This is a genomic window from Devosia sp. 1635, from assembly GCF_013185955.1.
In the GTDB taxonomy this organism is placed as follows: Bacteria; Pseudomonadota; Alphaproteobacteria; order Rhizobiales; family Devosiaceae; genus Devosia.
Window position 1 is genome coordinate 782,872 of record NZ_JABAOM010000001.1, and the last position, 25,711, is coordinate 808,582.

At 63.6% G+C, this 25,711-nt stretch carries 28 protein-coding genes and 1 tRNA gene; 16 read left to right on the top strand and 13 right to left on the bottom strand.

Translation table 11 applies throughout. The features are described from left to right. Nucleotides 1–148: 148 nt before the first annotated feature. From HRU92_RS03865 to HRU92_RS03890, 6 genes are all read left to right on the top strand, one after another. Nucleotides 149–907, top strand: a complete 759-nt coding sequence (locus HRU92_RS03865; protein WP_172123076.1) for an electron transfer flavoprotein subunit beta/FixA family protein — start codon at nucleotides 149–151, stop codon at nucleotides 905–907. After that, nucleotides 907–1,851 carry an electron transfer flavoprotein subunit alpha/FixB family protein gene (locus HRU92_RS03870; protein WP_172123077.1) on the top strand — a complete coding sequence of 315 codons (945 nt, stop codon included), beginning with the start codon at nucleotides 907–909 and terminating at the stop codon, nucleotides 1,849–1,851. The genes HRU92_RS03865 and HRU92_RS03870 overlap by 1 nt, the downstream gene beginning before the upstream one ends. A gap of 63 nt (nucleotides 1,852–1,914) precedes the next feature. Next, nucleotides 1,915–3,099 carry an amino acid aminotransferase gene (locus HRU92_RS03875; RefSeq protein ID WP_173087605.1) on the top strand — a complete coding sequence of 395 codons (1,185 nt, stop codon included), beginning with the start codon at nucleotides 1,915–1,917 and terminating at the stop codon, nucleotides 3,097–3,099. Between the two features lie 52 nt (nucleotides 3,100–3,151). Beyond that, nucleotides 3,152–3,805, top strand: a complete 654-nt coding sequence (fsa, locus tag HRU92_RS03880; protein ID WP_127752799.1) for a fructose-6-phosphate aldolase — start codon at nucleotides 3,152–3,154, stop codon at nucleotides 3,803–3,805. Between the two features lie 124 nt (nucleotides 3,806–3,929). Further along, a complete protein-coding gene (locus HRU92_RS03885) occupies nucleotides 3,930–5,006 on the top strand; it encodes an Mrp/NBP35 family ATP-binding protein (RefSeq protein WP_172123079.1) in 1,077 nt (358 codons plus the stop codon). Nucleotides 5,007–5,091: 85 nt separating this feature from the next. Continuing rightward, a complete protein-coding gene (locus HRU92_RS03890) occupies nucleotides 5,092–5,313 on the top strand; it encodes a DUF3072 domain-containing protein (protein WP_172123080.1) in 222 nt (73 codons plus the stop codon). Here HRU92_RS03890 and HRU92_RS03895 read toward each other — a convergent pair. The 5 genes from HRU92_RS03895 to HRU92_RS03915 form a co-directional block, all read right to left on the bottom strand. Next, nucleotides 5,310–6,887: an ABC transporter ATP-binding protein gene (locus HRU92_RS03895; RefSeq protein ID WP_172123081.1), complete on the bottom strand. Its 1,578-nt coding sequence runs from the start codon at nucleotides 6,885–6,887 to the stop codon at nucleotides 5,310–5,312. The genes HRU92_RS03890 and HRU92_RS03895 overlap by 4 nt on opposite strands. After that, a complete protein-coding gene (locus HRU92_RS03900; RefSeq protein WP_172123082.1) occupies nucleotides 6,874–7,719 on the bottom strand; it encodes an ABC transporter permease in 846 nt (281 codons plus the stop codon). Before HRU92_RS03900 ends, HRU92_RS03895 begins: the two co-directional genes overlap by 14 nt. Then, the gene (locus tag HRU92_RS03905) at nucleotides 7,716–8,672 is read right to left on the bottom strand and encodes an ABC transporter permease (protein WP_172123083.1); all 957 of its coding nucleotides are present in this window, start codon (nucleotides 8,670–8,672) and stop codon (nucleotides 7,716–7,718) included. Before HRU92_RS03905 ends, HRU92_RS03900 begins: the two co-directional genes overlap by 4 nt. A 21-nt stretch (nucleotides 8,673–8,693) precedes the next feature. Beyond that, nucleotides 8,694–10,175 (bottom strand): ABC transporter substrate-binding protein, encoded by a 1,482-nt coding sequence (locus tag HRU92_RS03910; RefSeq protein ID WP_172123084.1) that lies wholly within the window; start codon nucleotides 10,173–10,175, stop codon nucleotides 8,694–8,696. A 152-nt stretch (nucleotides 10,176–10,327) separates the two neighbouring features. Beyond that, entirely contained in the window at nucleotides 10,328–13,255 is a 2,928-nt protein-coding gene (locus tag HRU92_RS03915; RefSeq protein ID WP_172123085.1) for a histidine kinase dimerization/phospho-acceptor domain-containing protein, read from the bottom strand. A gap of 253 nt (nucleotides 13,256–13,508) precedes the next feature. Between HRU92_RS03915 and HRU92_RS03920 the strand changes: the two genes are divergently transcribed. Continuing rightward, a tRNA-His gene (locus HRU92_RS03920) sits at nucleotides 13,509–13,585 on the top strand. A 298-nt stretch (nucleotides 13,586–13,883) separates the two neighbouring features. Then, complete coding sequence (gene cfa, locus HRU92_RS03925; RefSeq protein ID WP_172123086.1) at nucleotides 13,884–14,999, top strand: cyclopropane fatty acyl phospholipid synthase; 1,116 nt, start codon at nucleotides 13,884–13,886, stop codon at nucleotides 14,997–14,999. A 39-nt stretch (nucleotides 15,000–15,038) separates the two neighbouring features. Here cfa and HRU92_RS03930 read toward each other — a convergent pair whose 3' ends face one another. Further along, entirely contained in the window at nucleotides 15,039–15,392 is a 354-nt protein-coding gene (locus HRU92_RS03930) for a hypothetical protein (protein WP_127752808.1), read from the bottom strand. Between the two features lie 76 nt (nucleotides 15,393–15,468). Further along, the gene (locus tag HRU92_RS03935) at nucleotides 15,469–16,482 is read right to left on the bottom strand and encodes a glycosyltransferase family 2 protein (protein WP_172123087.1); all 1,014 of its coding nucleotides are present in this window, start codon (nucleotides 16,480–16,482) and stop codon (nucleotides 15,469–15,471) included. 290 nt (nucleotides 16,483–16,772) lie between these two features. Here HRU92_RS03935 and HRU92_RS03940 point away from each other — a divergent pair, with 290 nt between their 5' ends. The 5 genes from HRU92_RS03940 (at nucleotide 16,773) to HRU92_RS03960 (ending at nucleotide 19,751) form a co-directional block, all read left to right on the top strand. Further along, on the top strand, nucleotides 16,773–17,009 hold the full coding sequence (locus tag HRU92_RS03940) for a hypothetical protein (protein WP_127752810.1): 237 nt from the start codon (nucleotides 16,773–16,775) through the stop codon (nucleotides 17,007–17,009). 115 nt (nucleotides 17,010–17,124) lie between these two features. Further along, entirely contained in the window at nucleotides 17,125–17,301 is a 177-nt protein-coding gene (locus HRU92_RS03945) for a hypothetical protein (protein ID WP_164854783.1), read from the top strand. Nucleotides 17,302–17,416: 115 nt separating this feature from the next. After that, nucleotides 17,417–18,088: an allophanate hydrolase subunit 1 gene (locus HRU92_RS03950; RefSeq protein ID WP_172123088.1), complete on the top strand. Its 672-nt coding sequence runs from the start codon at nucleotides 17,417–17,419 to the stop codon at nucleotides 18,086–18,088. Then, nucleotides 18,085–18,993, top strand: coding sequence for a biotin-dependent carboxyltransferase family protein (locus tag HRU92_RS03955; RefSeq protein ID WP_172123089.1), 909 nt, complete (start codon nucleotides 18,085–18,087; stop codon nucleotides 18,991–18,993). Before HRU92_RS03950 ends, HRU92_RS03955 begins: the two co-directional genes overlap by 4 nt. Further along, nucleotides 18,990–19,751 (top strand): 5-oxoprolinase subunit PxpA, encoded by a 762-nt coding sequence (locus HRU92_RS03960; protein WP_172123090.1) that lies wholly within the window; start codon nucleotides 18,990–18,992, stop codon nucleotides 19,749–19,751. Before HRU92_RS03955 ends, HRU92_RS03960 begins: the two co-directional genes overlap by 4 nt. Nucleotide 19,752: 1 nt before the next feature. Here the strand turns inward: HRU92_RS03960 and HRU92_RS03965 are convergent, their stop codons facing one another. The 4 genes from HRU92_RS03965 to HRU92_RS03980 all read right to left on the bottom strand — a co-directional run bounded on the left by HRU92_RS03965 (nucleotide 19,753) and on the right by HRU92_RS03980 (nucleotide 22,716). Next, nucleotides 19,753–20,553, bottom strand: coding sequence for an ion channel (locus HRU92_RS03965; protein WP_127752814.1), 801 nt, complete (start codon nucleotides 20,551–20,553; stop codon nucleotides 19,753–19,755). Between the two features lie 51 nt (nucleotides 20,554–20,604). After that, a complete protein-coding gene (locus HRU92_RS03970) occupies nucleotides 20,605–21,258 on the bottom strand; it encodes a sulfite oxidase-like oxidoreductase (protein ID WP_127752815.1) in 654 nt (217 codons plus the stop codon). 55 nt (nucleotides 21,259–21,313) lie between these two features. After that, complete coding sequence (locus tag HRU92_RS03975; protein WP_127752816.1) at nucleotides 21,314–21,946, bottom strand: PilZ domain-containing protein; 633 nt, start codon at nucleotides 21,944–21,946, stop codon at nucleotides 21,314–21,316. 122 nt (nucleotides 21,947–22,068) lie between these two features. Next, a complete protein-coding gene (locus HRU92_RS03980) occupies nucleotides 22,069–22,716 on the bottom strand; it encodes a PAS domain-containing protein (RefSeq protein WP_164854785.1) in 648 nt (215 codons plus the stop codon). 179 nt (nucleotides 22,717–22,895) lie between these two features. Here HRU92_RS03980 and HRU92_RS03985 point away from each other — a divergent pair, with 179 nt between their 5' ends. Next, entirely contained in the window at nucleotides 22,896–23,630 is a 735-nt protein-coding gene (locus HRU92_RS03985) for a rhomboid family intramembrane serine protease (protein WP_172123091.1), read from the top strand. Here HRU92_RS03985 and hisI read toward each other — a convergent pair. Next, a complete protein-coding gene (gene hisI, locus HRU92_RS03990; protein ID WP_172123092.1) occupies nucleotides 23,627–24,076 on the bottom strand; it encodes a phosphoribosyl-AMP cyclohydrolase in 450 nt (149 codons plus the stop codon). The genes HRU92_RS03985 and hisI overlap by 4 nt on opposite strands. Nucleotides 24,077–24,116: 40 nt before the next feature. Further along, nucleotides 24,117–24,740, bottom strand: coding sequence for a GTP cyclohydrolase I FolE (folE, locus tag HRU92_RS03995; RefSeq protein ID WP_173087607.1), 624 nt, complete (start codon nucleotides 24,738–24,740; stop codon nucleotides 24,117–24,119). A gap of 142 nt (nucleotides 24,741–24,882) precedes the next feature. Between folE and HRU92_RS04000 the strand changes: the two genes are divergently transcribed. Both HRU92_RS04000 and yidD read left to right on the top strand, forming a co-directional pair. Next, the gene (locus tag HRU92_RS04000; protein WP_172123094.1) at nucleotides 24,883–25,326 is read left to right on the top strand and encodes an iron-sulfur cluster assembly scaffold protein; all 444 of its coding nucleotides are present in this window, start codon (nucleotides 24,883–24,885) and stop codon (nucleotides 25,324–25,326) included. Next, a complete protein-coding gene (yidD, locus tag HRU92_RS04005; RefSeq protein ID WP_172123095.1) occupies nucleotides 25,323–25,634 on the top strand; it encodes a membrane protein insertion efficiency factor YidD in 312 nt (103 codons plus the stop codon). Before HRU92_RS04000 ends, yidD begins: the two co-directional genes overlap by 4 nt. The last annotated feature ends 77 nt before the right edge of the window (nucleotides 25,635–25,711 follow it).

Genomic DNA, 25,711 nt, shown 5'->3' on the forward strand with positions numbered 1-25,711 from the left:
GTCAACCTCGCGGCGTCGGTCCGTGCCGGCAAACGGCAGCGTTTTTCAACATCGTGCGCCAGCTTGGGCCGTTATTTACGCCCGCCGCCTTGTTCCGTTCGCCTAGATTTGCCAAACCATGCCCCGTGTTCCGGAGCCTCCTGCCGCCATGAAGATCCTTGTCGCCGTAAAGCGTGTTGTTGATCACAATGTCCGTATCCGAGTCCGCCCCGATGGATCGGGCGTGGAAACCGCTGGCGTGCGCATGTCGATGAACCCCTTTTGCAAGCACGCGGTGGAAGCGGCGGTGCAACTGGCGGAGAAGGTGGGAGATAGCGAAATCGCTGTGGTCTCGATCGGTTCCAAGCCCGCGACCGACGTGATCCTGACCGCCCTCGCCATGGGCGCGCATCGCGGCGTGCTGATTCAGACCGATGCCGAACTCGAAACCCTCGCCATCGCCAAATTGCTGGCCAAGGTCGTGGCCGAAGAGCAACCCGACCTCGTGCTGCTGGGCAAGCAGGCGGTGGATGACGACAGCAATCATGTCGGGCAGATGCTGGCGGCCCTGCTGGACTGGCCGCAGGCCACTTTCGCTTCGGCCATCAACCCGACTGGCGACGGACTTGAAGTGACGCGTGAAGTAGACTGGGGCCGCGAAACCGTGGCGCTGCCGCTGCCGGCAGTGGTGACGGCCGATCTGCGCCTCAATACGCCGCGCAATGCGGCGCTGCCCATGGTGATGAAGGCGCGCAGCAAGCCGCTGGCGGTGCGCCCTGTGGAAGAATTTGGCGTCGACCTGACGCCGCGCCTGCGCGTTGACAGCGTGTCGCCCCCGCCCGATCGTGCGGCCGGCAAGACCGTGGGCAATGTTGCCGACCTCGCCCGGCTCATTGCCGATGACGTTGCCGATCTGGAGGCGCTGTGATGTCCGTTCTGGTTCTGGCCGAGCATGATCTTGGACTGCTCTCACCCGCTACGGCGCGTCTCGTTGGGGCAGTGAGCGAGCTGGGTGCGGTGGACCTGCTGGTCCTGGGCGAAGGGGTTGACCAGGTGGCGCTGGATGGCGCGCGCCTCCTTGGCGTCAATCGCGTGCTGGTGGGGCAGGGCACCGATCTTGCTGCGGGCCTGCCCGACAGCATCGTCCCGCTGCTGACCGGGCTGGCACCGCAATACACCTATATCGTTGCGGCCGCCGCGGCCGCTGGCCGGGACCTGATGCCGCGCCTTGCGGCCAAGCTCGACCTGATGCCGATCACCGATGTAGTTTCCATCCAGGCGCCCAACCGCTTTGTGCGGCCCATCTATGCCGGCAACGCGCTTCAAACGGTGGTGTCCGACCAGAAGCAGAACCTTTTGACGCTGCGCGCTTCCGCATTCCGTCCAACCGGGCTCGGGGACGCCGCCCCGATCGAGCCGCTGCCACACGCGCCGGTGGCTTCGGTGGCGCGGATCATTGCGGCGCACCGGACCGAAAGCGACTCACCGGATCTGTCCACGGCACAGATCGTGGTGGGCGGCGGCGTGTCGGTGGGTTCGGCCGAAGGCTTCAAGCTGATCGAGCAGCTCGCCAAAACGCTGGGCGCTGCCGTGGGCGCGACCCGCGCGGCCGTCGATGCCGGCTACGCACCCAATGACTGGCAGGTGGGTCAAACTGGCAAGATCATCGCGCCGGACCTTTATATTGCTGTCGGCATTTCGGGGGCCTTGCAGCACCTGGCTGGGATTCAGGGCGCCAAGCGCATCATCGCCATCAACAGCGATCCCGAAGCGCCCTTGAGCAAAATGGCCGATGCGGTGCTGGTGGGCGATCTCTTCACCATCGTGCCCGCGCTCATCGCCGAACTCGACCGTCTCGGCGTCCAGCGCTGACGGTTGCAAATCCCATCCCGGCTTCTATAAAGGCCGCGCCTCCCAACGGAACCCAGCCCCGCAATGTTCGAGACCCTTTCCAAGGCCCCTGGCGACAAGATTTTGGCGCTGATGGGCGAGTATGCCGCCGATCCGCGCACTGACAAGATCGACCTCGGCGTCGGCGTCTACAAGGATGAAACCGGTACCACCCCGATCATGTCGGCGGTGCGCAAAGCCGAAGAGCGCATTCTGGAGGCAGGCACCACCAAGACCTATCTCGGCATTGCCGGCAACAAGGGCTTTGGCGCCGCGGTGCTGGACCTGGCGTTGGGTGATGCGGTGGAACGCTCGCGCGTGCGAATCGCGCAGGCTCCCGGCGGCACCGGCTCGCTTTGGGTCTTGATGCAGCTGATCAACCGGGCCCGTCCTGGTGCCACGGTGTGGGTCTCGGACCCGACCTGGCCCAACCACAACCCCATTGCCGAAAATGCCGGGCTGACGGTCAAGAAGTACCCTTATTTCGATACGCAGACGCGCGGCGTGAAGTTCGATGCCATGCTGGCCACGCTTGATGGGCTGGGGCCGCAGGATATCGTGCTGCTGCATGGCTGCTGCCACAATCCGACCGGCGCCAACCTTTCCAACGAGCAGTGGGACGCCGTGGCCGCGAGCCTTGCCCGCACTGGCGCATTGCCCTTTATCGATCTCGCCTATCTCGGCTTTGGCGATGGCCTTGCTGAAGACGCCTATGGCACCCGCAAGGTGCTGGCAGCAGTGCCCGAGGCCCTCGTCGCATTTTCGGGCTCCAAGAACTTTGGCCTTTACCGCGAGCGCATCGGCGCGGCGATCCTTGTGGCCCGTGATGCCGCACACGCCGATATCGCCAATTCCCAGCTGCTCAACATCATCCGTGGCGCTTATTCCCAGCCACCCGATCATGGCGCCGAGATCATCCGCACCATTCTCGAGGATGCGCAACTGCGCGCGGAATGGGAAACCGAGCTCAATGAAATGCGCGCTCGCATGATCCGGCTGCGCGAGAAGCTGGCCGACGCCATCCGCCAGAAGAGCAATTCGGAAGACTTCGATTTCATCGCCCGCCACCGCGGCATGTTTTCGCTGCTCGGGCTCGATAATGCGACCGTCGAGCATGTAAAAGCGGCCCGCGGTGTCTATATGATAGGGGACAGCCGCATCAATGTCGCCGGCATCCCCGAGGACCGCGTTGGCGATCTGGCCGACGCCCTGCTTGCGGGAACGAAATAAAGCGGCGCCCGTCACCCTGACGCGCCGGCAACCCAGACTCTAGGAGGAAACGATGAAGTTTTTCGTCGACACCGCGGACATCAATGACATCCGTGAACTGCATGAAGCCGGCCTGGTTGACGGCGTGACCACCAATCCCTCGCTGATTGCCAAGTCCGGCCGCGACTTCAAGGAAGTGATCAAGGAAATCGCTGCGATCACCCCCGGCCCGGTTTCGGCTGAAGTGGCTTCGCTCGAATATGAGGGCATGGTTGCCGAAGGCGAGCACCTTGCCAAGATCGCGCAGAACATCGTGGTCAAGCTGCCGCTGACGCTCAATGGCCTCAAGGCCACCAAGCACTTCGCGGAAAAGGGCATCAAGACCAATGTGACCCTGTGCTTTTCGGCCAACCAGGCCCTGCTCGCAGCCAAGGCCGGCGCGACCTATATCTCGCCCTTCCTCGGGCGCCTCGATGACCTCAATCTCGATGGCGTCGAGCTGATCGAGAATATCCGCACGATCTACGACAACTACCAGTTCGACACCCAGATCCTGGCCGCTTCGATCCGTACGCCCAATCACGTGACCCAGGTCGCGCTAATCGGTGCTGACGTCGCGACGATCCCGCCTGCCGTGATCCGCAAGCTGGCCGATCACCCGCTGACCAAGTCGGGCATCGACAGCTTCCTTAAGGATTGGGCCGGCACCGGCCAGTCGATCCTCTAGTTGCGCTTGGGCTCCGGATCATCCGGGGCCCGCTTCTTGTTCGAGACAATTGCCGCGGTCGGCTCATGGGCCGGCCGCAGCCATAGGGCAGGTGCGGCGCCTGCCTCATCCGTGAAAGCCTGACATGGCCGATACCGAACTTGCTGCCGCGGTGAAATCCGCCCTCGCTGCCGTAGAAATCCCCGGCGGGGACACGCTGGCGGGTTATGCCGGCCTTTCGGAAATCATCGTGACGCCCAGCGCCGTAGCTTTTGCCATTGCGGTGCAACCGGGCATGGAAGCGGCCTTCGGGCCAGTGCGCGAGGCGGCCCAGCGCGCCGCGCAGTCGGTGGCGCCGACGCGCAAGATCATGGTTTCGCTGACATCGGACAAGGCGCCAGCCACAGGGCAAGCCGCGGCACAGGGACGACCCGGTCCTGCACCAAAACAGGCTGTGCCTGGCGTCAAACGCATCATCGCCGTCGGTTCGGGCAAGGGCGGGGTCGGCAAATCCACGACAGCGGTCAACCTGGCGCTGGCCTTGCAGGCGGACGGGCTGCGGGTCGGCATCCTCGACGCCGATCTTTATGGCCCCTCCATTCCCAAGCTGCTCCATCTCGAGGGCAAGCCGGCGGTGCGCGAGGACGGGATTTTCTCGCCCCATGATGCCTTCGGGCTCAAGGCCATGTCGATCGGCTCCATGCTCAATCCGGGCCAGGCGGTGGTCTGGCGCGGGCCGATGGCGACCTCGGCCTTGCGGCAATTGCTCCGCGAAACGGACTGGGGCGAGCTCGATATCCTCGTGGTCGACTTGCCGCCCGGGACGGGCGACATCCACATCTCGCTGTTCCAGCAGGCGGAAGTGGATGGCGTGGTGATCGTTTCGACGCCCCAGGATTTGGCGCTGATCGACGCGCGCAAGGCCATCGACATGCTGCGGCGGCTTAGTGTGCCGTTGCTGGGGCTGGTCGAGAATATGAGCTATTTCATCGCCCCCGATACCGGCAATCGGTACGACATCTTCGGCTCGGGCGGGGCGGAACAGGCAGCGGCGGAGCTTGAGATGCCGTTCCTAGGGGCAGTGCCGCTGGTGATGTCGATCCGCGAAGCCTCCGACCGTGGGGCACCGCCGGTCGTGGCTGATCCCAATGGTCCGGAGGCCGAAGCCTTCCGCGCCATTGCGCGCAGGATTCTTGCCGCTACGCCGTCGCTGCGCCACTAAACCGAGCGCATCCTTGACCTAGGTTGCGGCGCCGGGAACAAGTTGCCAGCTGGAACATTAAGCGAACACCGGAACGGAGTTCGACATGTCCACCACCAATCCCAAAGTTGCCGACGCACCCAATTCCAATCTGCAGAAGGACCCTGACGATTGGACCACGGGTGACGACCCGATGACCGGCGCGCAGGCGTCGTATCTGAAAACGCTGAGCGAGCAGGCCAGCGATCCCGATGCCTTCGCCGAGGATCTGAGCAAGGCCGAAGCCTCCAAGCGTATCGACTCGCTGCGCGAAAAGCTGGGGCTCTAGGCCAGCAGCGGGTCTTGGCCCAGTTCGGGTAGGCGAGCGCCAACCAACTCCTGGGTCAGGCGGTGCCGAGGGTGCTCGAAGATCGCCTGCGGCCCGCCTTCTTCGACGATCTTGCCGGCCTCCATCACCATCACCCGGTCCGCCATGGCGCGGACCATATCGAGGTCATGGCTGATCAGGAGATAGGTCAGCCCGAACTCGGCCTGCAGCCGGGCGAGGAGATTTAGCACTTCCCCCCGCACCGACACATCAAGCGCCGACACGGGTTCATCGAGAACCAGCAGCTTGGGGCGGGTGACGAGGGCGCGGGCAATGGCGAGGCGCTGCCGCTGCCCGCCCGAGAACTCATGCGGGTAGCGCTCGAGCATATCCGGCGACAGGCCCACGGCACTGACGGCTTCCTGCAGCCGCTCGCTGCGCCCCACTAGCCTCAGTTCGGGCCTCAGCCGCAATGGTTCGCCGACCGATTGCCCAATGGTGAGGTGGGGATCGAAACTTCCGAACGGATCCTGAAATACCAGCGAGATATCGGGGCGAAGGGACCGCGGCAGGTCACGCCCACGATACGGGCGCCCATCCAGCCGAACGACACCGGAACTGGCGCTATCAAGGCCGGCAATGATGCGGGCGAGGGTGGTCTTGCCGCAGCCGGATGGACCGACCAGCGCCAGGCATTCCCCCTGGCGCAGCGCGAACGAAACCTCACGCACAGCGCGGACAGGCTTTGCCGCCCATGGCCAGACGGCATTGTGGCGGTATTCGCGGCTGACACGCTCGACCTCGAGCAGTGTTTCGCCCAAGGGCGGCCGCATCGGGGCCGCCACATCAAGCCGGGAGGCTGCGACGAGGCGGCGGGTATAGTCCTGTTGCGGGTGCCCGAAGACCGCGGCGCTGGTGCCCTGTTCCACCACCACGCCGCGATGCATCACCATCACCCGCGAACACAGCGCCGCCACGGACTTGAGGTCATGGCTGATAAAGAGGAGCGCCATGTGCCTTCGCTCGCAGATCTGTGCGATGAGTTCGAGCACGCGCCGTTGGGTGACCAGGTCGAGCGCGGAAGTGGGCTCATCGGCAATCAGCAGGTCGGGTTCGCTCGCCAGGGCCATGGCGATCATGGCGCGTTGCCGTTGCCCGCCCGAGAGCTGGTGCGGGTAGCGGCTAGCATGCTCGGGCAGGAGGCCAACTTCAGCCAGCAACTGCGGCACGACCGTCGCTACGTCACGGCTGGCCTCGTTGAGGTCGACCGCTTCCCCGATCTGGCGCCCGATCCGCATCAGTGGGTTGAGGGCGGTCATCGGCTCCTGAAACACCATGCCGAAGCGCTTGCCACGCAACCGCGCCATCGGCCGCTCGGCGCTGGGGAGCGGGGCGCCCTCAAGGCGGATGGAGCCGGTGGCGGCAGCGCCCAGGGGCAGGAGACCGGCAAGCGCGAGCGCCGTCAGGGTCTTGCCCGAGCCGCTTTCCCCAATAATGCCGAAACGCTCCCCCCGCTCGAGCGCGAAGCTGACGGCGTCGACCACCTGTGTGGAGCCGAACGCTATCGACAGGCCCTGCACCTCAAGCAAGGCCATGCGCGGCTCCCTGTCGGCGCAGGCGCGGGTCCAGCGCATCGCGCAGGCCGTCGCCCGCGATATTGATGGAAATGACGATCGCCACGATCGAAAGGCCTGGCACGAGGGTCAGCCAGGGATGAATCAGGAAAAGGCTTTGAGCCTCGCGCAACATCAGGCCGAGACTGGTGGCCGGTGGCTGGGTGCCGAGCCCGACATAGGAAAGACCGGCTTCCGCGAGGATCCCCAGCGAGAGCTGGATGGTTGCCTGCACGATGAGGAGGCTCAAAATGTTGGGCAGCAGATGCCGCCAGGCCAGCGTGGCATTCCCCAGCCCGGCGAGGCGCCCTGCAGCAATGAAATCGAGGGTGGCAATGCTGAGCGCCCCGCCGCGCGCGACGCGGGCAAAGACCGGAATGTTGAACACCCCAATGGCAATGGTCGCGTTGATGGCGCCAGGGCCGAACAGGGCCGTGATCAGAATGGCGGTGATCACGGCGGGGAAGGCAAACACCACATCGCTGAGGCGCAGCACCAGCCACTCCACCGCGCCACCCCATGCGGCGGCGGCAAGGCCCAAGGGCACGCCGATGCCGGCGCCGATCAATACGGCCATGGCGGCAACCACAAAGCTGGTCAGCGTCCCCGCCATCACCAGCGAAACCATGTCGCGGCCGAGCTGATCGGTGCCCAGCCAATGCTCGGGCGAGGGCCCAAGAAATCGGCGGCCGATGTCGATTTCGGCAATGGGGTAGGGGGTCCACCAGATGGAGATGAGCGCGGCAAGGGCAAAGAGGAGCGTGCCAGCAGCCCCGATGCGAAAGCTGCGATTGGCAAGGACGCGCGCGATCATGTGGCGACACCCCGTTCGCGCAGGCGCGGATCGACGAGACCATAGGCCAGATCGACGAGGAACATGCTGAGGCTGACCGTCACCACCAGCACCATGACGGCGCCACGCACGAGGATGAGGTCACGCTCGGAAATGGCGGTGAAGATCAGGCGGCCGAGGCCCGGCAGGTAGAAGACGTTCTCGACAATGATCGCCCCGGCGATGAGGAAGGCAAATTGCAGCCCGAGAATGGTCAGCACTGGCAAAAGGGCGTTGCGTACGCCATGGCGCCACACCGCTTCCCCCATGGTCATGCCCTTGGCGCGGGCGGTGCGGATGAAATCCTGCTCCTGGATATCGACCAGGGCGGTGCGCATCACCCGGGCCAGAATGGCGGCCTGCGGCAGAGCCAGCGCCAGGCTCGGCAGCACCAGCGAGCGCAGTGCGCCCAGCGGGTTTTCGCTCCAGGGCGTGAAGCCTCCAGGCGGGAGCCAGCGCAAGGTCACCGCGAAAAGGAGGGTCAGCAACATGCCGAACCAGAAATTGGGAATGGCGACGCCCAGCTGCGCCAGCACCATCAGCGCCGAATCGAGTGCCTTGCCCCGGTGCCGGGCAGCAAGAATGCCGAGCGGCAGCCCGATGGCGACCGAGATGATCATCGCTGCAATGGTCAGCGGCAGGGTGACGGCAAGGCGCCCCGCGATCAGCGACGCAACGGGGGCCTGCTGCGTATAGGAGACCCCCAGATTGCCGTGCAGCATCCCCCAGAGCCACTGCCCGAAGCGCTCCAGCGGTGGCGCTTCGAGGCCCAGCTGCAGGCGCAGATTGGCGACCGCTTCGGGGCTGGCGGTAATGCCAAGGAGGAAGCGCGCGGGATCACCGGGCAGCAGGTCGAGCAGGAAAAAGATCGCTGCCGCTGCCAGCAGCAGCGTTAGCGCAAAGCCGGCAAGGCGGCGCACCAGAAAAGCGATCATGCCGCGGCCGCCCCGGACGACTTAGTCCACCCAGTGGATATCCCGGAGCACCACGCCCTCGATCGGCGAATTCGGCCACATGCCTTCGAGCTTGGCGTTCCACACCCCGGTCTTGGCCAGCTCGAACAAGTAGCCATTGACCGCATCATTGGCGAGAATGGTTTGTGCCTCGATGGCCAGGACCTTGCGTTCCGCCTCGTCGGTCGTGGCATTGAGCTTCTCGATCAGCGCCTGGAACTGGGGATTGTCGTAGCCGAAATAGTAGTTGGGATCGGCATAGATGCCAATGTCGAACGGCTCCACATGGGCGATGATGGAGAGATCAAAGTCCTTGTTGGTCAGCACATCTTCGAGCCACTGCGCCCATTCGAGGTTGATGAGTTCGAGCTTGATGCCGACCTCGGCAAACTGGCTGGCGAGGATCTGCCCGCTGACCTTGGCATAGTTCACCGGGGGCAGCTTGAGCGTGGCGCTGAACCCATCGGGATAACCCGCCTCGGCGAGGAGGGCGCGCGCCTTTTCGGGGTCATAGGGATAGGTATTGGTCAGATCGACATAATAGGGATTGTGCGGGGCGAAATGGCTGCCGATCGCCACGCCATAGCCATAGGTCGCCCCTTCGATGATGGCGGCACGGTCAATGGCATGCGCCATGGCCTGGCGCACTTTGAGCTCGTTGAAGGGAGCCTTGGCATTGTTGGTGGAGAGGATGGCCTCGCCCTCGGTCGTGCCCACCAGCACCTTGAACTGCGGATTGCCCTCAAAGATCGGCAGCGCTTCGGCGGCGAAATTGTTGGTTCCGTCGACGTCGCCCGCAAGGAGCGCATTGGTCATGGTTGCGGTGTCGCTGATAAACACGAAAGTTGCGCGGGTTATCGCCGGCAGCTCACCCCAATAGGGGCCATATTGCTCGAGCACGACGCGGCTGCCCTTGTCCCACTGCACAAAGCTAAAGGGGCCGGTGCCGATGGGGGCAGTGGCATTATTCTCGGCGCTTTCGGGCGCAACGATGATGGCATCCCCGCGCCCGAGATTGAACAGGAACATCCCGTCGGGGCGGCTGAGGGTAAAGGTGATGGTTTGGGGATCCTGGACCACAACGCTGGCGATGGGGGAGAACAGTGCCTTCTGGGCATTGGTGCTCTCTGGCGCCAGCAGCCGGTCAAAGGTGTATTTGACGTCATCGGCATCAAAGCTGGTGCCGTCATGGAAGGTGACGTCAGGCTGGAGGGTGAAGGTATAGGTCAGCCCGTCATCGCTGATCGTCCAGCTGCTGGCGAGGGAGGGCTGCACCGCGCCGGTCTGGTCGATCTGCGTCAGGCCCTCAAAGACGTTCTGATAGCCGATGTTGTCGATGGCTTCGGCAGCCCCTGCCGTAGGATCAAGGGTTGGTGGCTCTAGGGCGACGCCGATCCGGACTTGCGTCGAGGCAGCAAGCGCAAGGCTCGACCAGCTCATGCCAAGCATTGCCGCCATGCCCAGAATTTGTAGTCCCTTGCCCATGCTTTCGCTCCCCGTTGCGGCTCGGCCGCCTTGCATTCTTTTCTATAAGGCACTGCGCCCGGCATGGCACCTAGGCAAAGGATGAAGATTTGCTGGTGTGACCCCAGTGCATGGCATTGATCATCCACTGCCGGAGCGGTGCCGCGGCCCGCTTACTTCTCGCCGGCTTCGGCCAGGGGCGCATCGACGAGGTCGGGGGGAATGCGCAGTGTGAACAGCAGCCCGTGCTCGCCAGCTGGGTCCACGGCCAGTGAGAAGGCGTTGACCGACAGCAGCGAGCGGGTGAGGGCGAGCCCGACGCTCGAGCGCACCGGCGCCACGGCCTTGCCGTCCCGGCCCACGCCATCGCGGAACACCACGAAACGTTCAGCCATGTCGACTGCTGTGTTGGAGCTATCGCGCACATGGATGGCGATGCTGCCATCGTCCTCCCTATTGGAGGAGATGATGACGGCGCCACCCGCCGGGGTTTGATCAATAGCGCTGGCGAGCAGGTTCAGCACCGCTTGCGCCAGCGATGCCCGATCGGCCGTGACCTTGGGCAGGAATTCGGAAATCGCGTTGCGCACGATCACCCGCGAGATGCCGGCCTGGTGGCGGATGCGCAGCACGCAGCTTTCGAGCAGTCCGGTCAGATCAATGCTGGCGCGTTGGGGCAGGTAGCGCCCATCGCGCAGGCGGGTGAAATCATCGAGTTCATCCACCAGCGCGGCGATCTCGTTGCCGGCAGTGACGATATCCTGCGCATAAGTCTCGTGGCGCTCGGTGCCGAGCCGACCAAAGGCCTCCGAACGCAGCAGATCGGAAAAACCGATGATCGTGTTGAGGGGGCGGCGAATCCCCCGGCTGATCCGAGCCAGCAACGCTGGATCGATATCGCTTGGCGCTCCGAGGCGCGGCTGGCTGGTTTCGCGCTGGTGCACAAAGCCGAAATAACCGGTGACGACGCCCGCCTGGCCCTGCGCAAACAGCATCAATTCGGCACCCGCGGAGGCGGCGCGCAGCGACAGGCAGGGACGGGCCGATTCGGCAAAGCGCGCTGGCCGCTCGAGGAACGACTGCAGATCCGGGGTGTCGGCGCGGGCGACAAAGCTCGTCAGCGGCCGCCCTTGCAGCGACGCGCCTTCCTGGCCCAGCAGCGCGGCGGCGCGTGGGGACACGACGCTCAGCACGCCCGCGCGATTGGTTTCGAAGAACCCGTCCCCACGCAAGCTGGCAAAGGTTTCCGCGAAGGCGCGCACCGCCGCTTCATGGCCGGTGCGAACTTCGGTGGCGCTCGCCGACAGCATGAGGGCCGGGCGACCCTGCCAGGAAATGGACTGCAAGCGTGCGGTCACCGGCACCAGCGTGCCATCACGCTGCACCAGATGGTTGACCGGCCCCGCTTCGTGACCTTCCGGTCCGGCCGCCGGGAACACCGAGGCCAGGCCGGCGGCGCGCAGGTTCTCCACCGAATCATAGCCGACCATCTCGGTGATGGCACGGTTGGCGAACAGCACTTGCTGATCACGGAACACGAGGATGCCGAGCGGCAGCCGGTTCAGCACCAGCGTTTCGCCACCCAGATTGATCAGTGCACCCGAACTGCTCGGTGGTTGGGCAACAGCGCGCTGCGCCTGACCCGAGGTCTCACCCATGCGGTCGTTCAGAATGCGCGAGAGCTCATCGAAGTTGTAGCGCGAAACGCGTTCCACCGCCTCAGGATCGGGGGCGCCCGGCGGCAGGATTTCCGGGCCATCCTCAGTCGCGGCATCGGATTGGGGCTCGGGAGTGTCATCGCCGTCGAATTCGGCAAGCTCGTCCTCGGCTGTGGACGCTAGCAACTGCTCCTGCGCGTTGTCCTCGTCCTCATCCACTTTCGGCTCGGGCTCATCGATAAAGGCGGCTGTTGGTTGCTCCATCGGCGCCGCCGATGCTTCGACCTCAATCGTCGCGGGGGTGTCCTGCTGATCTTCGGCCGCAGGGGCAGAAGCGGCAGCGACAAAGCCTGTGCCTGTCACCAGCCAGAGTTGTGGTGCAGCGCCGGTGACAACCGGGTCGCTTTGCAGCGGATCATCCGAATCGGTGAGCGGCGAGAACAAATCGGCGTCCGCACTCAACCGGTCGACCAGCGCCGATAGCCGGGTGCCCACGCCTGGCGCTTCTTCGACAGGCGGCTCGGCGGCGTCTGATGGCGTTACCTCTGGTTCGTGCTCGAACTCGGAAACCGCTTCCGAGGTCTCGGCGGCGCTGTCCTCGTCCTCGGCCTCATAGCCGCTCGGAGCGGCAGCATCGCTTTCGGTCGCCCGCCAGTTGTCGAGCTCGCGCTGATAGGCCGCATCATTGGCCTCGATCGCCGCGGCAATCGGGGCAAGCTCACCCACCTGGGGATCTGGTTCGACCGTTTCCTCGTCTTCATCAACCAATGCGACAGGCCGGAAGGGCGCCGTTTCCAGGACCACGCCGGGGGGCGGCAGCGGCAACCATGGCCGCGGTGGCAAGACAGGCCCTTGCGACTCAGCTGCGGGCAGTTGGGGCTCTTGAGCCTCTACCAGCGCAGCTTCCAGCTCGGGCGCCACAACTGAAAGCTCGAGCGACTCGGTGACCGGATCTGGCGAGGTCCCGGATTCTATCGTCGTCGGCGGAGCAGCCGGCTCACTCGTCACGGCCATAGCCGAGGGTGCGGCCAGCGAATCGGCAGGGGCCAGGGCGGGTGCCGGACCGGTCGCCAACAAGATCTCGGCGTCGATGGCGTCAACTGCCACGATCAGCAGCATCGCTGCGCCCGCGCCGTCGAGCAGCGGCGTTGTGGCGCAGGTCGCCGAGATCGGCTTTTCCCCAGCCAAGAACTGGATCCGCGCAAGACTGCTTCGACCGGTGGAGCCGAGTCGGATATTACGAGCTATCTGGCCCTTGATCGGTACTGGGGTGGGGCCGCGCTTGAGGCCGCTTTTCTTGAGCTTGGCCCCAAACAGCGTTGCTGCCCGATTGTGCCAGATCAAGTGCAACCCGTCGGCGGACCATAGCCAGGCCGGGCGGGGATCCTCGGCGTGTTGCAACACGCGGGCACCAGCTGGCGATGTGATCCAGTCGTCATCCATCGATAACCGCTACCCGTTGCATCTGTGCCATTTCGGTACAGTTCATTCTTGTTCGTTAAGTGTTCTTCAATATAGCGCCCCTCGCACCCGGTCCATAGCCGTGGGGCCGAGACCCCCCAACAAACTTGGGCATGGTTAAGAGGAGCGGTGCAGAGGGGAAAGCTGCAAAAGAGCGCTTGTCATCAGCGACAAGTCGACCTATGTATCGCGCGCTTTCGGGACTCGCTTGGCGATGTACCCGGACAGGCCCATTGCCGCCTTAGCTCAGTTGGTTAGAGCGCTAGATTGTGGATCTAGAGGTCCTCGGTTCGATCCCGAGAGGTGGTACCACTCCTTCACATCCCTGCTGCCGCATGTTGCGCCCGACAGATCAAGTCGGCGTCGAACTTGCCCGCTGCGGCGCCGCCGGGATCCCAAACACCTTCCCATTGCCACCGAAGAGGCGGAAATCCCGCAGCAATGGCCCGATTTGTGTGCCCGAATCTTAACCATCGGTATCTTGCGATATATCATTGCGCCGCCTCGTAGAGCGGCATAGCATCCCCATGATGCACGCACGGCCTCGGGCCTTCTGCCCCCGGCATGGCGCGCCCTTTTGCTTTGTCCAACATGTGCGCGATGTGGCCAAATGGGTATGCGGAACAAAACCTTCATCTCCGATCTTCTGCAGCAACACGACATCCAGGTGGGAGGGCAGCGACCCTTCGACGTCACCGTTTACGACGAAAAGCTGTTTGACCGGGTAATGCTGCAAGGCACGCTCGGCCTGGGCGAGGCTTATATGGAGGGGTGGTGGGACGCTGCGGCGCTCGATCAGTTCATCTACCGACTGCTGGTGAACAACGTCAAAGCCAAGCTGCCGATCGACTTTGCCCTGATGTGGAGCATGGTAAAGGGCCGCATCCTCAACCTGCAGCGCCTGAAGGTGCAAGAAGTGGGGGAGCGGCATTATGACATCGGCAACGATCTTTACTCTGCCATGCTCGATCCACGCATGATCTATTCCTGCGGCTACTGGAAGAACGCCACCACTCTTGCTGAGGCGCAGGAAGCTAAGCTCGACCTCATCTGCCGCAAGGCAGGGCTGGAGCCGGGTATGCGCATTCTCGATATCGGCTCGGGCTGGGGCGGGTTCTTGAAGTTCGCCGCCGAGCGCTACGGTGTTGAGGGTGTTGGGGTAACCATCTCCAAGGAGCAGGCGAGTTGGGCCAATAGCCACACTGAGGGCTTGCCGGTCGAAACCCGGCTGATGGACTATATGGCGCTCGAGGGAAAGTTTGACCGCATCATCTCGATCGGCATGTTCGAGCATGTGGGCTACAAGAACTATCGCCCCTATATGGAAAAGGTGCGGCAGTTGCTCACCGATGATGGCCTGTTCGTGCTGCACACTATCGGCGGCAATCTCACCCAGTCGCATGGCGATCCATGGAGCGAAAAGTACATCTTTCCCAATGGCATGCTGCCGTCGCAAAAACAGATCAGTGAAGCCAGCGAGGGCCTCTTCATCATGGAAGACTGGCACAATTTCGGGGCGGATTACGACCGGACCCTGCTGGCCTGGTACGAAAACTTCGAGGCAGCCTGGCCCAGTCTCAAGGACAAGTATGGCGACCGCTTCTATCGGATGTGGCGCTATTACCTGTTGAGCTTCGCTGCCACATTCAGGGCGCGCTACACTCAACTCTGGCAGGTGGTTTACTCACCCAAGGGCGTGGTTGGCGGCTATTCCAGCGTCAGGTAGGCGGGGCAGGCTGGCCTCGCGAGTGAAACGACTTGAATTTTACTGGCTGGGCAAATTGTCCAGCTCGTTGATCCCGGCCAGCAGTTTGCGGATCGATTCGATCTGGATGGTGAGGTTCTTGATGCGGGTATTGGCGCGCTCGGCATTGCGTTCGAGCTCGGAGATGGACTGCTCGTCGGCGGCGGAGCGTTCACCGAACTCGCCCAGCTGTGACAAGGAAGTCGCCGCGACGGCGTAGTCGCGCTCGCGGCGCCGCGTCAGGCCATCGCGTTCATTGATCGCCGCTTGCAGTTCGCCTGCAACGGCGCGCCGCATCCGCTCGATGCGCGCACGGTCCTGCTCCTTGTCGCGCTCGGGCGAGCGGGTCTGGAACATGCTGAAAGGAACTTTCATGGGAGCGGATCGCCAAAGACATCTGGAGCCGAGGTGAGTCTAGCTGCGCGCAGGCCCATATAGCAAGGCGCAAAGGTCAGCGCGGCTCGGCTGGTGGCGCAGCACCCTGCCGGGGCAGCATGGTGCCGGGCAGGCTCAGCAACAATTGGGCATGGAAGCCCGCCGACCAGGCCAGTTGCATGATGGCGCCGGCGAGCGCCGCCGTGATGCCATGGAAAACGCCATGGTGGCTGGACCAGCGGCTGGCAAAAACCACAATCACCCCAGCCCAGGCCAACAGCGGCAGCGCCGCGAGCGGGGTGGCCGATGTGAATAGCGCCAGGCCAAGGGCGGGCAGCAGCAGAATGACCAGCCAGCGCCGCGCATTGGGCGGCTGGCGATGCATCAGCGCCGTACGCGCCCGGCCACGACCGAAATTGAAGTATTGCCGCCAAAGACGATCAAGGGAATCGCGGGGGAAATACTCGATGGTGAGTGGCGCGAGATAAAGGCGCCGCCCTGTGGTGGTGAGGCGCAGATCGAGTTCGGCGTCTTCGTTGTGGCTCAAGATTTCGTTGTAGCCGCCAACGGCGAGGAAATCGTCCAGCAGGAACAAGGCATGATGCCCATGCTCCACCCATTTGCCGCCCGAGATGCTGCGATGCGCGGCGCCGCCAGTGCCATAGATCGAGTTCTGCGCTTCGGCGATGGCGATCTGCAGGGGCGCTTGCCCTACCGCCTTCATGCTCACCACCACCGAATTGGCCTGGGTTTGCCGTTGAATGGCAACGAGCTGGCTCACATAATCACGCGGATAGGCGGCGTGGGCATCGATGCGCACTAGAAAGCGGCAGTCGTGCCCGAAGAGGCGAGCGGCGAGGTTGACGCCGGCACTTTGCAGCCGCCGGGCATTGCGGACCAGGTGTACTTGCGGCGCGGCTTGAGCGATCTGTCGAACAATGGCCTCGGTGTCGTCCGTGCTGCCACCATCGGCCACCACAATGGTCATTGCCGCGGCGAGAGGGTCAGCAAGGAGGGAGGCAAGCACATCGGCGATGTGCAGGGCTTCGTTCAGCGTAGGAACAACAACGAGGATGCTTTCTCGCAACAATGTGGATCCACTGCCCAAAATGATGCGCCTCGATCAGCCGTCGCTGCGCCTCCGGATGGGGTAAATGGAAGATTAACGGGCAACAAGAATCGCTCAATACGTACGGAAACCTCGCTAGGCCGGTGGATATCCGTGCTCATACGGAGGCTGCGCAGCGGATAACTTGCGGCGCGAGCGATGGTCGCTCCTGAGGGCAGGGACAAGCCGACTCGCTCCTGCCGGCAAGTCTCGTCTTGCCCCGGCGGGGCCTGCAGTAGTAGGACGGCGCGAACCAACACGCCGAGGATCACGTGAGCAGACGCGACTTTGATGCATCGATCATGCGCCGGCTGCGGCGGGTTGCCGGACGGCACGGGCTGACCATTCTGACGGCCGAAAAGCTCACCGCCAAAATGGGCAAGGGCGGCCATGCGCTGCGCGACGACGAGAGCTTCAACGTGGTCTACGGGCACGACCCGCTGCCGTTCACCGCGACCCTGGCCGATATCGAGGCCTATCTCGACAAGCTCGATGCCGGCGAAGAGTAAGTCTGGCTGACCTTGCTGGCAACCGGCCTATGCGCCCTCATCAGCGAATTTGCATTATTTATTCTGTAACATGAATCGAAGCACACTCCCTCCATTGGCTACTTTGGAGGCGCGTATGTTCACTCTAATAAACGCCGACGCAGAGGACGACGACGCGGAAATCACCGACCCCCAGGAAATTGCCGAGCTGTTTGCCGCTATTGCAGCCGTGGCCATCGAGGCCATCGGGGCAGGGCAAGCCCGCCAGCTCTTTGATGCAGTTGTCGAACAGGAGGGCCGAGATCCCAACTAGCTCTCCCACTTCCAGCCCTCACCACTGACCACGCCGCGCGATCGGGCGCTCAGGTAGCGATCGGCAAATGGTTCTGCTAAGGCGGGACCATCGCCAATCAGGGACTTTGTGCGCCATGTCTGACGCAGGCCTGCCACGGGTCAAGCCCACCATCTTGCCGCTCGGTGACGCGGCAGTGCTGGTGCGCTTTGCCACGAGCTTAAGCGAAAGCGCCAACAATGCTGCGGTAGCGCTGGCGCACCTGCTTGGGTCGCAGCCTGTGCCAGGGGTAGTCGAAATCACGCCCAATCTGGTGTCTGTGCTGGTGCGGTATGATCCCGCGCTCACCGACCCGGGGCAGCTGGCCGGTGAACTGCGGTTGCGGCTGGCCGGGTTGGACAATGCAGCGGAGTCAGGGGAGCAGCACAAGATCAAGGCGCGCTTCGGCGGCGCGGCTGGCCCCGACCTGCCAGAGGTGGCGGCGCTGCTCGGCATGGAGGCGGACGCCTTTGTGCAAGCCCATAACCGGGCACCACTGCGGGTGCTGGCGACCGGTTTCGCGCCGGGCTTTGTGTATTGTGGTTTTCACGGCTCCGAACTGGTGCTGCCGCGGCGCACGGCAGTGCGGCGCGCCGTGCCCGCCGGTAGTGTGCTGTTTGCGGCCGGGCAGACCGCCATTGCCGCCACGGAAATCCCGACGGGCTGGCACGTGATTGGCCGGACCGAGTTTCGCAATTTCGACCCCGCCGCCGCAGCGCCAACGCGGCTTGCGGCTGGCGACGCCGTTCAGTTCGAGGTGCAAGCGTGAGTGCGACCATTACGATTCTCCGGGCGGGGCCGCTCACGACCATTCAGGACGAGGGCCGCTCTGGCTTGCTGGCCAGCGGGATCAGTGCGTCGGGACCAATGGACACGGCCGGGTTTGCGTTGGCAGCGGACATGTTGGGCGTCCAAGCGCTTGGGGGCATCGAGTTCACCATGGCGGGGCTCGAACTGGCCGTAACTGCCGGCTCCTGCCGCATCGGCTTTGCCGGCGGTGCTTTTACGGTGCGCCACAACGGCGAACCGGTGAATTGGCCGGGAACGGTGTTGCTGCGGGTCGGCGATCGAGTGGCGATCACGCCCGGTGGTGCGGGGAACTATGGCTATCTTCGCTTCGATGGGGACCTGCAACTGCCGGCCGTGCTGGGTAGCCTGGCTACCAACAGCCGCGCGCAATTGGGGGGATTGGCCGGGCGGCCGCTGCAGGCCGGTGATCGCTTGGAGCTTGGAGTGGGCGCCAGCGGTGCACCGAGACTGCAGCGGTCAACGACGGTGCCCGCCGACAGCGCCTTTCGTGTGGTCTGGGGCATCCATGCCGACCTGTTCTCGCCCCAAACACGGCAGGCCTTTGTTGCGGGACGCTTCGAGGTGAGCCCACAAATGGACCGAATGGGCGTGCGCTTGCGCGATGCCGAGAGGGTTTTTGCCGGTGCGGGCGCGCTATCGCTGGTGTCTGACGCGATTGTTCCGGGCGATATCCAGATCCTGGGCGATGGCACGCCGATCGTGCTGATGCGCGATCATCAGCCCACGGGCGGCTATCCCCGCATTGCGACGGTGATCTCGGCAGATCTGGATCGGTTCGCGCAACAGCGCCCCGGAACCACAATTGCATTCCAACCAGTCACTGTCGAACATGCCCACCGTTTGCTGCGCGGAGAAACGCCATGATCTCGATTGATCTCAATGCCGATCTTGGCGAAGGCATGGGCGGTGATGATGCGCTGCTCGCGATCGTCTCGAGTGCTTCGATCGCCTGTGGCGGCCATGCGGGGGATGCGGCCACCATCCGCCATGTCCTGGAGCTGTGCAAGGCGCGGGGAATCAGGGCTGGGGCTCATCCCGGCTATGCTGATCCGGCGCGGTTTGGCCGCTTCCGGATGGATATTTCTGCCGAGGAACTGCTCGCACAGATCAGCACGCAGATGCAGCTGATCCGCTCCGTTGCCGAGGATGTGGGCGCTGAACTGGCCTATGTGAAACTGCATGGCGCACTGGCCAACCAGACCGCGGAAGACCTTGAGCTTGCAACGCAGGTGTTCGGGGCGATCAAAGCAACGGATCCTCAACTGGCAGTGCTGTCGCTCGACAACAGCCAACAGGTGCGGGCCGCCGAGGGGCTTGGTTTGCCCCTGATTCGGGAAGCCTATGCGGACCGTGCCTATACGCCTGCAGGGATGCTGGTGTCGCGCTCGGAGACCGGAGCGGTGATCCATGAGCCGGACGCCGTAATCACGCGTTGCCTGCGGCTGGCCCTGGCCGGCGAGATTGTCGCCATTGATGGAACAGTGCTGACCTCGTCGGCGCGCTCGATCTGCCTGCATGGCGACACGCCCGGGGCGGTGGAGCTGGGGCGGGCGGTGCGGCTGGCGCTGGAAGCCGCAGGGGTCACCATTGCCGCCCAGCTACCCGAACAACAGCCAGCCTAGGTCAGAAGTGGCCACTGTCGGGGATGTTAAGAATATGCCCGCAAGCCTTGCAGTGAACCGCATCGGGATCGTGCCGCTGCAGCCCGCATTGCGGACAGGGGAAATGCACCTTGTTGGGGCGAAAGATCGCCTGCGCCAGGCGCACGAACAATGAGATACCGACGAACATGATGACGATGGAAACGAGCTTTCCCGTCGTGCCGGGCAGGGTGATATCGCCAAAGCCCGTGGTCGTGATCGTGGTGACGGTGAAATAAAGCGCGTCCACATAGCCGGCGATCCCGCCGCCCCGGCCGGCAAACACGGTGTAAACAAAGCCGGTGACCACAAACAGGAACACCAGCAGGTTGATCACCGCCTGGATGGTTTCCTGATATTGGGCCAATCCCCGCTTGCGGAGCGGCCGCCAGAAGACGGTGCTGCGGGTCAAGGTCCACAGGCGCATGATGCGCAAAAAGCCAAGATTGAAGAACCAGGTGGGCGCCAGGAGCGTCAGCAGGATGAAGATGTCGATAATCACCGGCAATTGGCGCAGCCAGCGGGTAAAGTTGTTGGTGGCCAGCGCGCGGGCGATGATGTCCAGCCCCAGCAAGGCGGCGATGGAATAATCCAGCCACAGAAAGGCATCCTGATCCCGGATCAGGGGAGAGGCGATGAAAAACCCGATGATCGCGAGGTCCACCACCAGCACAAGATACTGAAAGCGAACCGCCGCTGGCGACTGACCGTGATACAAGACGCGCAGCGTCGAGCGCAGGCGTGTAAAGCCGCTCCGCTTGGAGGCTCGGTCGGGCTGATCCATGTCATCGTGACCTATCAAGGGAAACGGGTGGCGGTTGCCATAGTGAGCTGGTCAGGAATAGCGTTGTTCACGCCACGGGTCGCCGTGGTTGTGATAGCCGCGCGTTTCCCAAAAGCCAGGCTGGTCTGTGGCCGCAAATTCGATCCGGCGCAACCATTTGGCGCTTTTCCAGAAATAAAGATGGGGCACGACGAGGCGCATCGGGCCACCATGCTCGGCGGTCAGCGGGGTGCCTTCCCAGCTATGGGCCAGAACCGCATCTTCCACCAGGAAATCGGCGACGGGCAAGTTGGTGGTGTAGCCGTCATTACTGAACAGGTGAACGAACTGCGCTTCGGGCTGCAACCCGACCTGCGCCGCCAACTCCTGAGTGGAAACGCCTTGCCAGTGGTTGTCGTAGCGCGACCAGGTGGTGACGCAATGGATGTCTGAAACTGGGTTCACCTGGGGCAGGGCCATGAAGCCGTTCCAATCCAGTGTGGTCAGCCGATCCACGAGCCCGGTGACGTCGAGCTTCCAGTTGGTCAGATTGATGGGAGGCTCGATCCCCAGATCAAGCACCGGCCAGTTCTTGACCAGGTGCTGGCCTGGAGGCAAGCGGCTATCCTCGGGGCGGCTGGTGCGGCCCGTGATGAAGCGACCCTCGGCGGCCCATTTCGCCTTGGTGCGGGTCAGTTTGCTGTCTTGTGTCAGATCGTCTGCCATCGCGCGCTCCGCTTCTGGGTAAGCGAACGCGCCGGGGTGCACCGAAGTTTCGGCGTCAGTTCATCCGCAGGTTTTGTTGTACCACCGTCAGCATTTCCTGGGCAGAGGCGAACTCCACCGCAACCCCGTTCTGGAAATGGCGCACGACGCGAGCGCGCATGCGGCCCAGCGTAATCGGCGTGCCCAAGGCGGGGCGCACATCCAGCTCCACCGCGGCGCCCGAGAGTGAGATGTCGATGATCTTGCAGTTGTAGCGTCGGCCATCATCCAGCACGACGCTGGAATGGCGGATATCGGGCACCACACGTTCGTGGCGGCGATCTTCAGGCAGGTTCAGCAGTTCCTTGTTGGCGAGCCAGGTCAGCTGGGCCGCCATCTTGTCGCGCTTGCGCGGCGAGGCGGCGATGTTCATGCAGAACCCACCATCGATCTGGGCGAGAATGGTGCCTTCGATGCGACCAACAAGGTCCACATACGCAATGACCTTTTCCCCCACAACGCCACTGATGGGCGCGACGACCACCGCGTCGCCGGGCGACATCTCAAGGATCTGGCAGGGGAACTCGCGGCGGTCCGCCAGCATATAGCGGCCAAGGACGGAAACCTTGACGCGCTGGAATTGAATGGGCTCGGCACGCGTGCGGGCCGGGGCGATGAAGCGCGGAGAAGGTATTGCGTCGCTGAGCATGCGCCAGACCGATGGTGAGCGTTATCCACGCAAACCTATCGAGCTTTGGTTAAACAGTTGTAAGAATTTGGGCGCCAAAGATGCGCAGATCGGCGTGTTTCTGCAGGTTCTGCGGCAAGGCCTTACTTACCACGACCGCCGTCGATCACCGCCAGATGGGCGTAGCGGCGGGCGGAGCGGCCATAAACGGTGGCGGGCATTGGCGCCGAGGCGGAATAGCTGCGCTCGCCCACCACCTGCACTGATACGTCCCTGACGGTTTCCTCCAGCGCCACATCATCGGGCCAGATCAACCGCAGGCCGGAAATGCGCTGCTCGATGATCGGCTGCACGCCCAGCCAATAGGGCTCATTGACGGCCGTCATCGCGCCCAAGAGGCGGGTATGGGTGGAGCCATTGTGCCGCAACGGCATCAGGATAGTTTCAAAGCTGGCCTTGGTGTGGATTGCCGTGGTGCCGCTGAAGGTTACCAGCGCCACCGCATGGTCTTCGGTCACCGCACGCAGGAGGGTATCGAGCGCATCCTGATCGCGTTCATGCCAGAGGGCGGAAAAGGAGCGGCCCTTGAGTTCGCGGCAATAGCTGTTGCACAGATGGGAACCAGCAAGGCGGAACGAGAATTTGTCGTTCTCGTCCAGTTCAAGGATGAAGGTGTTGCCCAGGGCATCGCGAATGCGGGCCGGGTCAATATCCTTGCGGTCTGGAGCGCTGCGGGAACCCCGCAGCTTGTTCCAATAATCATAGAGCGTTTTGGTGCTCGTTTTTTGCATGGTCGACCCAGTTGCGGAATGGGCGCGCATTCCCCCCATGGAACGCTTTCGCCGCATCTCAACCATGGCAAAATGGCCCGACAATTGCGCCATTAATCAAAGCTTAAGGTTAACGCGCCCACCCGATTGTGGATAAAGAAGCGCAAACGGGCAGTGCGCCTGAGAGTCGGAGAGATCACATGGCCGAACAAGGCCCCCCAGCCGGTGAGGCCGGTGCTGCCGGGCGCGAACCGGTTTTCTTGCTGCCAGGTTCGGTGACGGCGCTCTGTGGCGTGCTGGTCGCCATTCACCTGGCGTCAACCTTGATCCTTAACCCCGACGGGTGGAATCAGCTGATCTTCTGGGGTGGGTTTCTGCCGCTGCGAATCGTTGCCGCCTTTGATGACCCCAGCCTCGGTGTGCCGCTGCTCTGGACCCCGCTGACCCATGCATTCCTGCATGGCAGCTGGGACCATTTGCTGGTCAACGTGGCCTGGCTCGCGATCTTCGGCACCCCGGTCGCGCGCCGCTATGGCGCCGTGCCGATGCTGCTGATCTTTTGCGTGTCCTCGATCGCCGGTGCGGCGGCCTTTGCCGCCACCACGCTGTGGAACGGGGCTTACCTCATCGGGGCTTCGGGTGGCGTGGCGGGGCTCACCGGCGCGGCAGTGCGATTCTTTTTCCAGCCAGTGCTGGTGGGGGTGGACCCCGAAACCGGCGAGCAGGTGATTCTCGGGCGCCGGCTGGCGAGCCTGCCCGAGCTGTTCCGCGACAAGCGGGCCCGGATGTTCGTGCTGATCTGGGTGGTGCTCAATGCGGCGGTGCCGCTCCTGCCCATGCTGACCGGCACCAATGTGGGCATTGCCTGGCAGGCCCATCTGGGTGGCTTTTTTGCGGGTCTGTTGATGGTCGGTTTGTTTGAGCGGCGGCCTTAGCCGTAGACTTCGTCGGGATTAAAGAGGCGCGGCGAGCCGTCGTCTTCAAGCATCAGCTCGCCTTCGTTGAGCACGACGCGCCGGTAAAAGCAGCTCTGGCGGCCGGTATGGCAGGCAGCGCCGCGGCCGGTCTGCTCAACGGTAAGGGCGATGGCGTCCTGGTCGCAATCGAGTCGCAGCTCGGTGACCTGCTGCAGCTCGCCCGAGGTTTCGCCCTTTTTCCAAAGCGCGTTGCGCGAGCGCGACCAGTAATGGGCGATGCCGGTTTCCAACGTTAGCCGCAGGGCTTCCTTGTTCATATGGGCCAGCATCAGCACGGCATTGCTGCCCGCTTCCACGGTGACAACGGTGATGAGGCCATTGGCATCGAACCGGGGAGCAAAGGCGGTGCCTTCCTCCAGTTCGGCAGGGGACAGGCTCGCGGGATCGGCAAAGGTAATGTTCATGGGGCTGGTTTATCCTGCACCTGGCGGCTTTGCCAACCGGTCAGCTTCGCGTTACCATCGCAAAAAACCGGTCACGCTCCACCCGGTCCTCGGCAAACACGCCGGTGAAGCGATGAGTGACCGTGGTGACATCATGGGCCCGCACGCCGCGCATGGACATGCACATATGCTCGGCCTCGAGCATCACGGCGGCTCCGCGGGGCGTAAGGCTGGCTGTGACGGCGTCGATGATCTGCGCCGTCATCGCTTCCTGGGTCTGCAGCCGGCGCGCGAACACATCAACCAGGCGAGCCAGCTTGGAAAGTCCAACCACCCCGTCAACGGGCAGATAGGCGATATGGGCCTTGCCGACAAAGGGCACCATGTGGTGCTCGCAATGGGAGTGGAACGGGATATCGCGCAGAAGGACTATGTCGTCATAGCCGCTGATGTCGCGGAAAGTGGTCGAGAGGATCTCTGCCGCGTCCTGTTCGTAGCCGGAGTAGAACTCGCGATAGGCCTTGGCCACGCGGCTAGGCGTTTCCAGCAGGCCTTCGCGGTTGGGGTCATCTCCAGCCCAGGCGATCAGCGTGCGCACGGCCGCTTCCGCTTCCTCCTGGGTGGGACGGCGCACTGGCGCCGGAAAGGGGGCAACGGGAACAGCGGTTTTCGATAGAGCGTCCATGGCGGCTCCGGTAGCGGCCGGCAAGCAGGCGGGCTGAGCGGGAAAGTGACCGGTTCAGATGAAACCGCGCCTGTTACAAGGCATGCGCGCTCCTATATAGAGGGAGTGGCGGGCTCTCACAAGAAACAGAATTTCGTGGTTGATGGAACTTAGCGATCTCTATTCCGAGCGTATTCTCGATCTGGCGGCCAATGCTGTCCAGCCGGGGCGCCTCGCGCAGCCCCATGCTTCGGCGCGCAAGGTCAGCCGCGTCTGCGGTTCGCTGATCGAAGTGGATATCGAGGTGACGGACGGGGTGATCACCGGCTATGGCCATCATCTCTCCGCCTGCGCCCTCGGGCAGACCTCTGCGGCGGTGGTGGCGCGCGAAATCGTGGGCACAGATGTCAGTGCGTTTCGTGAGTTGCGGGCGCAGATGTACGCGATGCTGCAGGCTGAAGGGACGGGTCCCGCCGGCAAGTGGAGCGATCTGGGCTATCTGCTGCCCGTGCGTGACTACAAGGCGCGGCACGCTTCGACCCTTCTGGTGTTCGACGCCGTGGCGGAAGCGCTCGACACCATCGAAGGCAAGACCGAGCCCCGATGAAGCCGTCCGCCCAAGCGTTCTGGCGCGCCATCGATCTCCCGTTCAAGCTCGTGGCGGTGTTGCTGATCACGATCTATCGCTACACGCTCTCAGCCTTTGTGGGGCGAACCTGCCGGCATTTGCCGAGCTGCTCGGAATATACCGGCGAGGCGATCTGGCGTTTCGGTTTCTGGCCCGGCGGCTGGATGGGGCTGGCGCGCTGGAGCCGGTGCCGGCCCGGGGGCACCCACGGCTATGATCCGGTGCCCGAAACCCTGCCGAGCAGCGGTCGCTGGTGGCAACCCTGGCGCTATGGCCGATGGCGCTAGGACCTGGAAGCTGCGGCAGCACCGAGTTTTTGGTGTGCTCAGGTGGCAATAAACGTAAAGCGTGCTAGATAGGCCCG

Coding starts and splice junctions, on each gene's coding strand:
- yidD (WP_172123095.1), top strand. CDS start 25,323: ATGAAGCCGTCCGCCCAAGCGTTCTGGCGCGCCATCGATCTCCCGTTC.
- HRU92_RS03945 (WP_164854783.1), top strand. CDS start 17,125: ATGTTCACTCTAATAAACGCCGACGCAGAGGACGACGACGCGGAAATC.
- hisI (WP_172123092.1), bottom strand. CDS start 24,076: ATGAACATTACCTTTGCCGATCCCGCGAGCCTGTCCCCTGCCGAACTG.
- HRU92_RS03915 (WP_172123085.1), bottom strand. CDS start 13,255: ATGGATGACGACTGGATCACATCGCCAGCTGGTGCCCGCGTGTTGCAA.
- HRU92_RS03960 (WP_172123090.1), top strand. CDS start 18,990: ATGATCTCGATTGATCTCAATGCCGATCTTGGCGAAGGCATGGGCGGT.
- HRU92_RS03970 (WP_127752815.1), bottom strand. CDS start 21,258: ATGGCAGACGATCTGACACAAGACAGCAAACTGACCCGCACCAAGGCG.
- HRU92_RS03985 (WP_172123091.1), top strand. CDS start 22,896: ATGGCCGAACAAGGCCCCCCAGCCGGTGAGGCCGGTGCTGCCGGGCGC.
- HRU92_RS03865 (WP_172123076.1), top strand. CDS start 149: ATGAAGATCCTTGTCGCCGTAAAGCGTGTTGTTGATCACAATGTCCGT.
- HRU92_RS03930 (WP_127752808.1), bottom strand. CDS start 15,392: ATGAAAGTTCCTTTCAGCATGTTCCAGACCCGCTCGCCCGAGCGCGAC.
- HRU92_RS04000 (WP_172123094.1), top strand. CDS start 24,883: ATGGAACTTAGCGATCTCTATTCCGAGCGTATTCTCGATCTGGCGGCC.
- fsa (WP_127752799.1), top strand. CDS start 3,152: ATGAAGTTTTTCGTCGACACCGCGGACATCAATGACATCCGTGAACTG.
- HRU92_RS03870 (WP_172123077.1), top strand. CDS start 907: ATGTCCGTTCTGGTTCTGGCCGAGCATGATCTTGGACTGCTCTCACCC.
- cfa (WP_172123086.1), top strand. CDS start 13,884: ATGGGTATGCGGAACAAAACCTTCATCTCCGATCTTCTGCAGCAACAC.
- HRU92_RS03910 (WP_172123084.1), bottom strand. CDS start 10,175: ATGGGCAAGGGACTACAAATTCTGGGCATGGCGGCAATGCTTGGCATG.
- HRU92_RS03950 (WP_172123088.1), top strand. CDS start 17,417: ATGTCTGACGCAGGCCTGCCACGGGTCAAGCCCACCATCTTGCCGCTC.
- HRU92_RS03965 (WP_127752814.1), bottom strand. CDS start 20,553: ATGGATCAGCCCGACCGAGCCTCCAAGCGGAGCGGCTTTACACGCCTG.
- HRU92_RS03875 (WP_173087605.1), top strand. CDS start 1,915: ATGTTCGAGACCCTTTCCAAGGCCCCTGGCGACAAGATTTTGGCGCTG.
- HRU92_RS03900 (WP_172123082.1), bottom strand. CDS start 7,719: ATGATCGCGCGCGTCCTTGCCAATCGCAGCTTTCGCATCGGGGCTGCT.
- HRU92_RS03980 (WP_164854785.1), bottom strand. CDS start 22,716: ATGCAAAAAACGAGCACCAAAACGCTCTATGATTATTGGAACAAGCTG.
- HRU92_RS03885 (WP_172123079.1), top strand. CDS start 3,930: ATGGCCGATACCGAACTTGCTGCCGCGGTGAAATCCGCCCTCGCTGCC.
- HRU92_RS03895 (WP_172123081.1), bottom strand. CDS start 6,887: ATGGCCTTGCTTGAGGTGCAGGGCCTGTCGATAGCGTTCGGCTCCACA.
- folE (WP_173087607.1), bottom strand. CDS start 24,740: ATGGACGCTCTATCGAAAACCGCTGTTCCCGTTGCCCCCTTTCCGGCG.
- HRU92_RS03890 (WP_172123080.1), top strand. CDS start 5,092: ATGTCCACCACCAATCCCAAAGTTGCCGACGCACCCAATTCCAATCTG.
- HRU92_RS03975 (WP_127752816.1), bottom strand. CDS start 21,946: ATGCTCAGCGACGCAATACCTTCTCCGCGCTTCATCGCCCCGGCCCGC.
- HRU92_RS03905 (WP_172123083.1), bottom strand. CDS start 8,672: ATGATCGCTTTTCTGGTGCGCCGCCTTGCCGGCTTTGCGCTAACGCTG.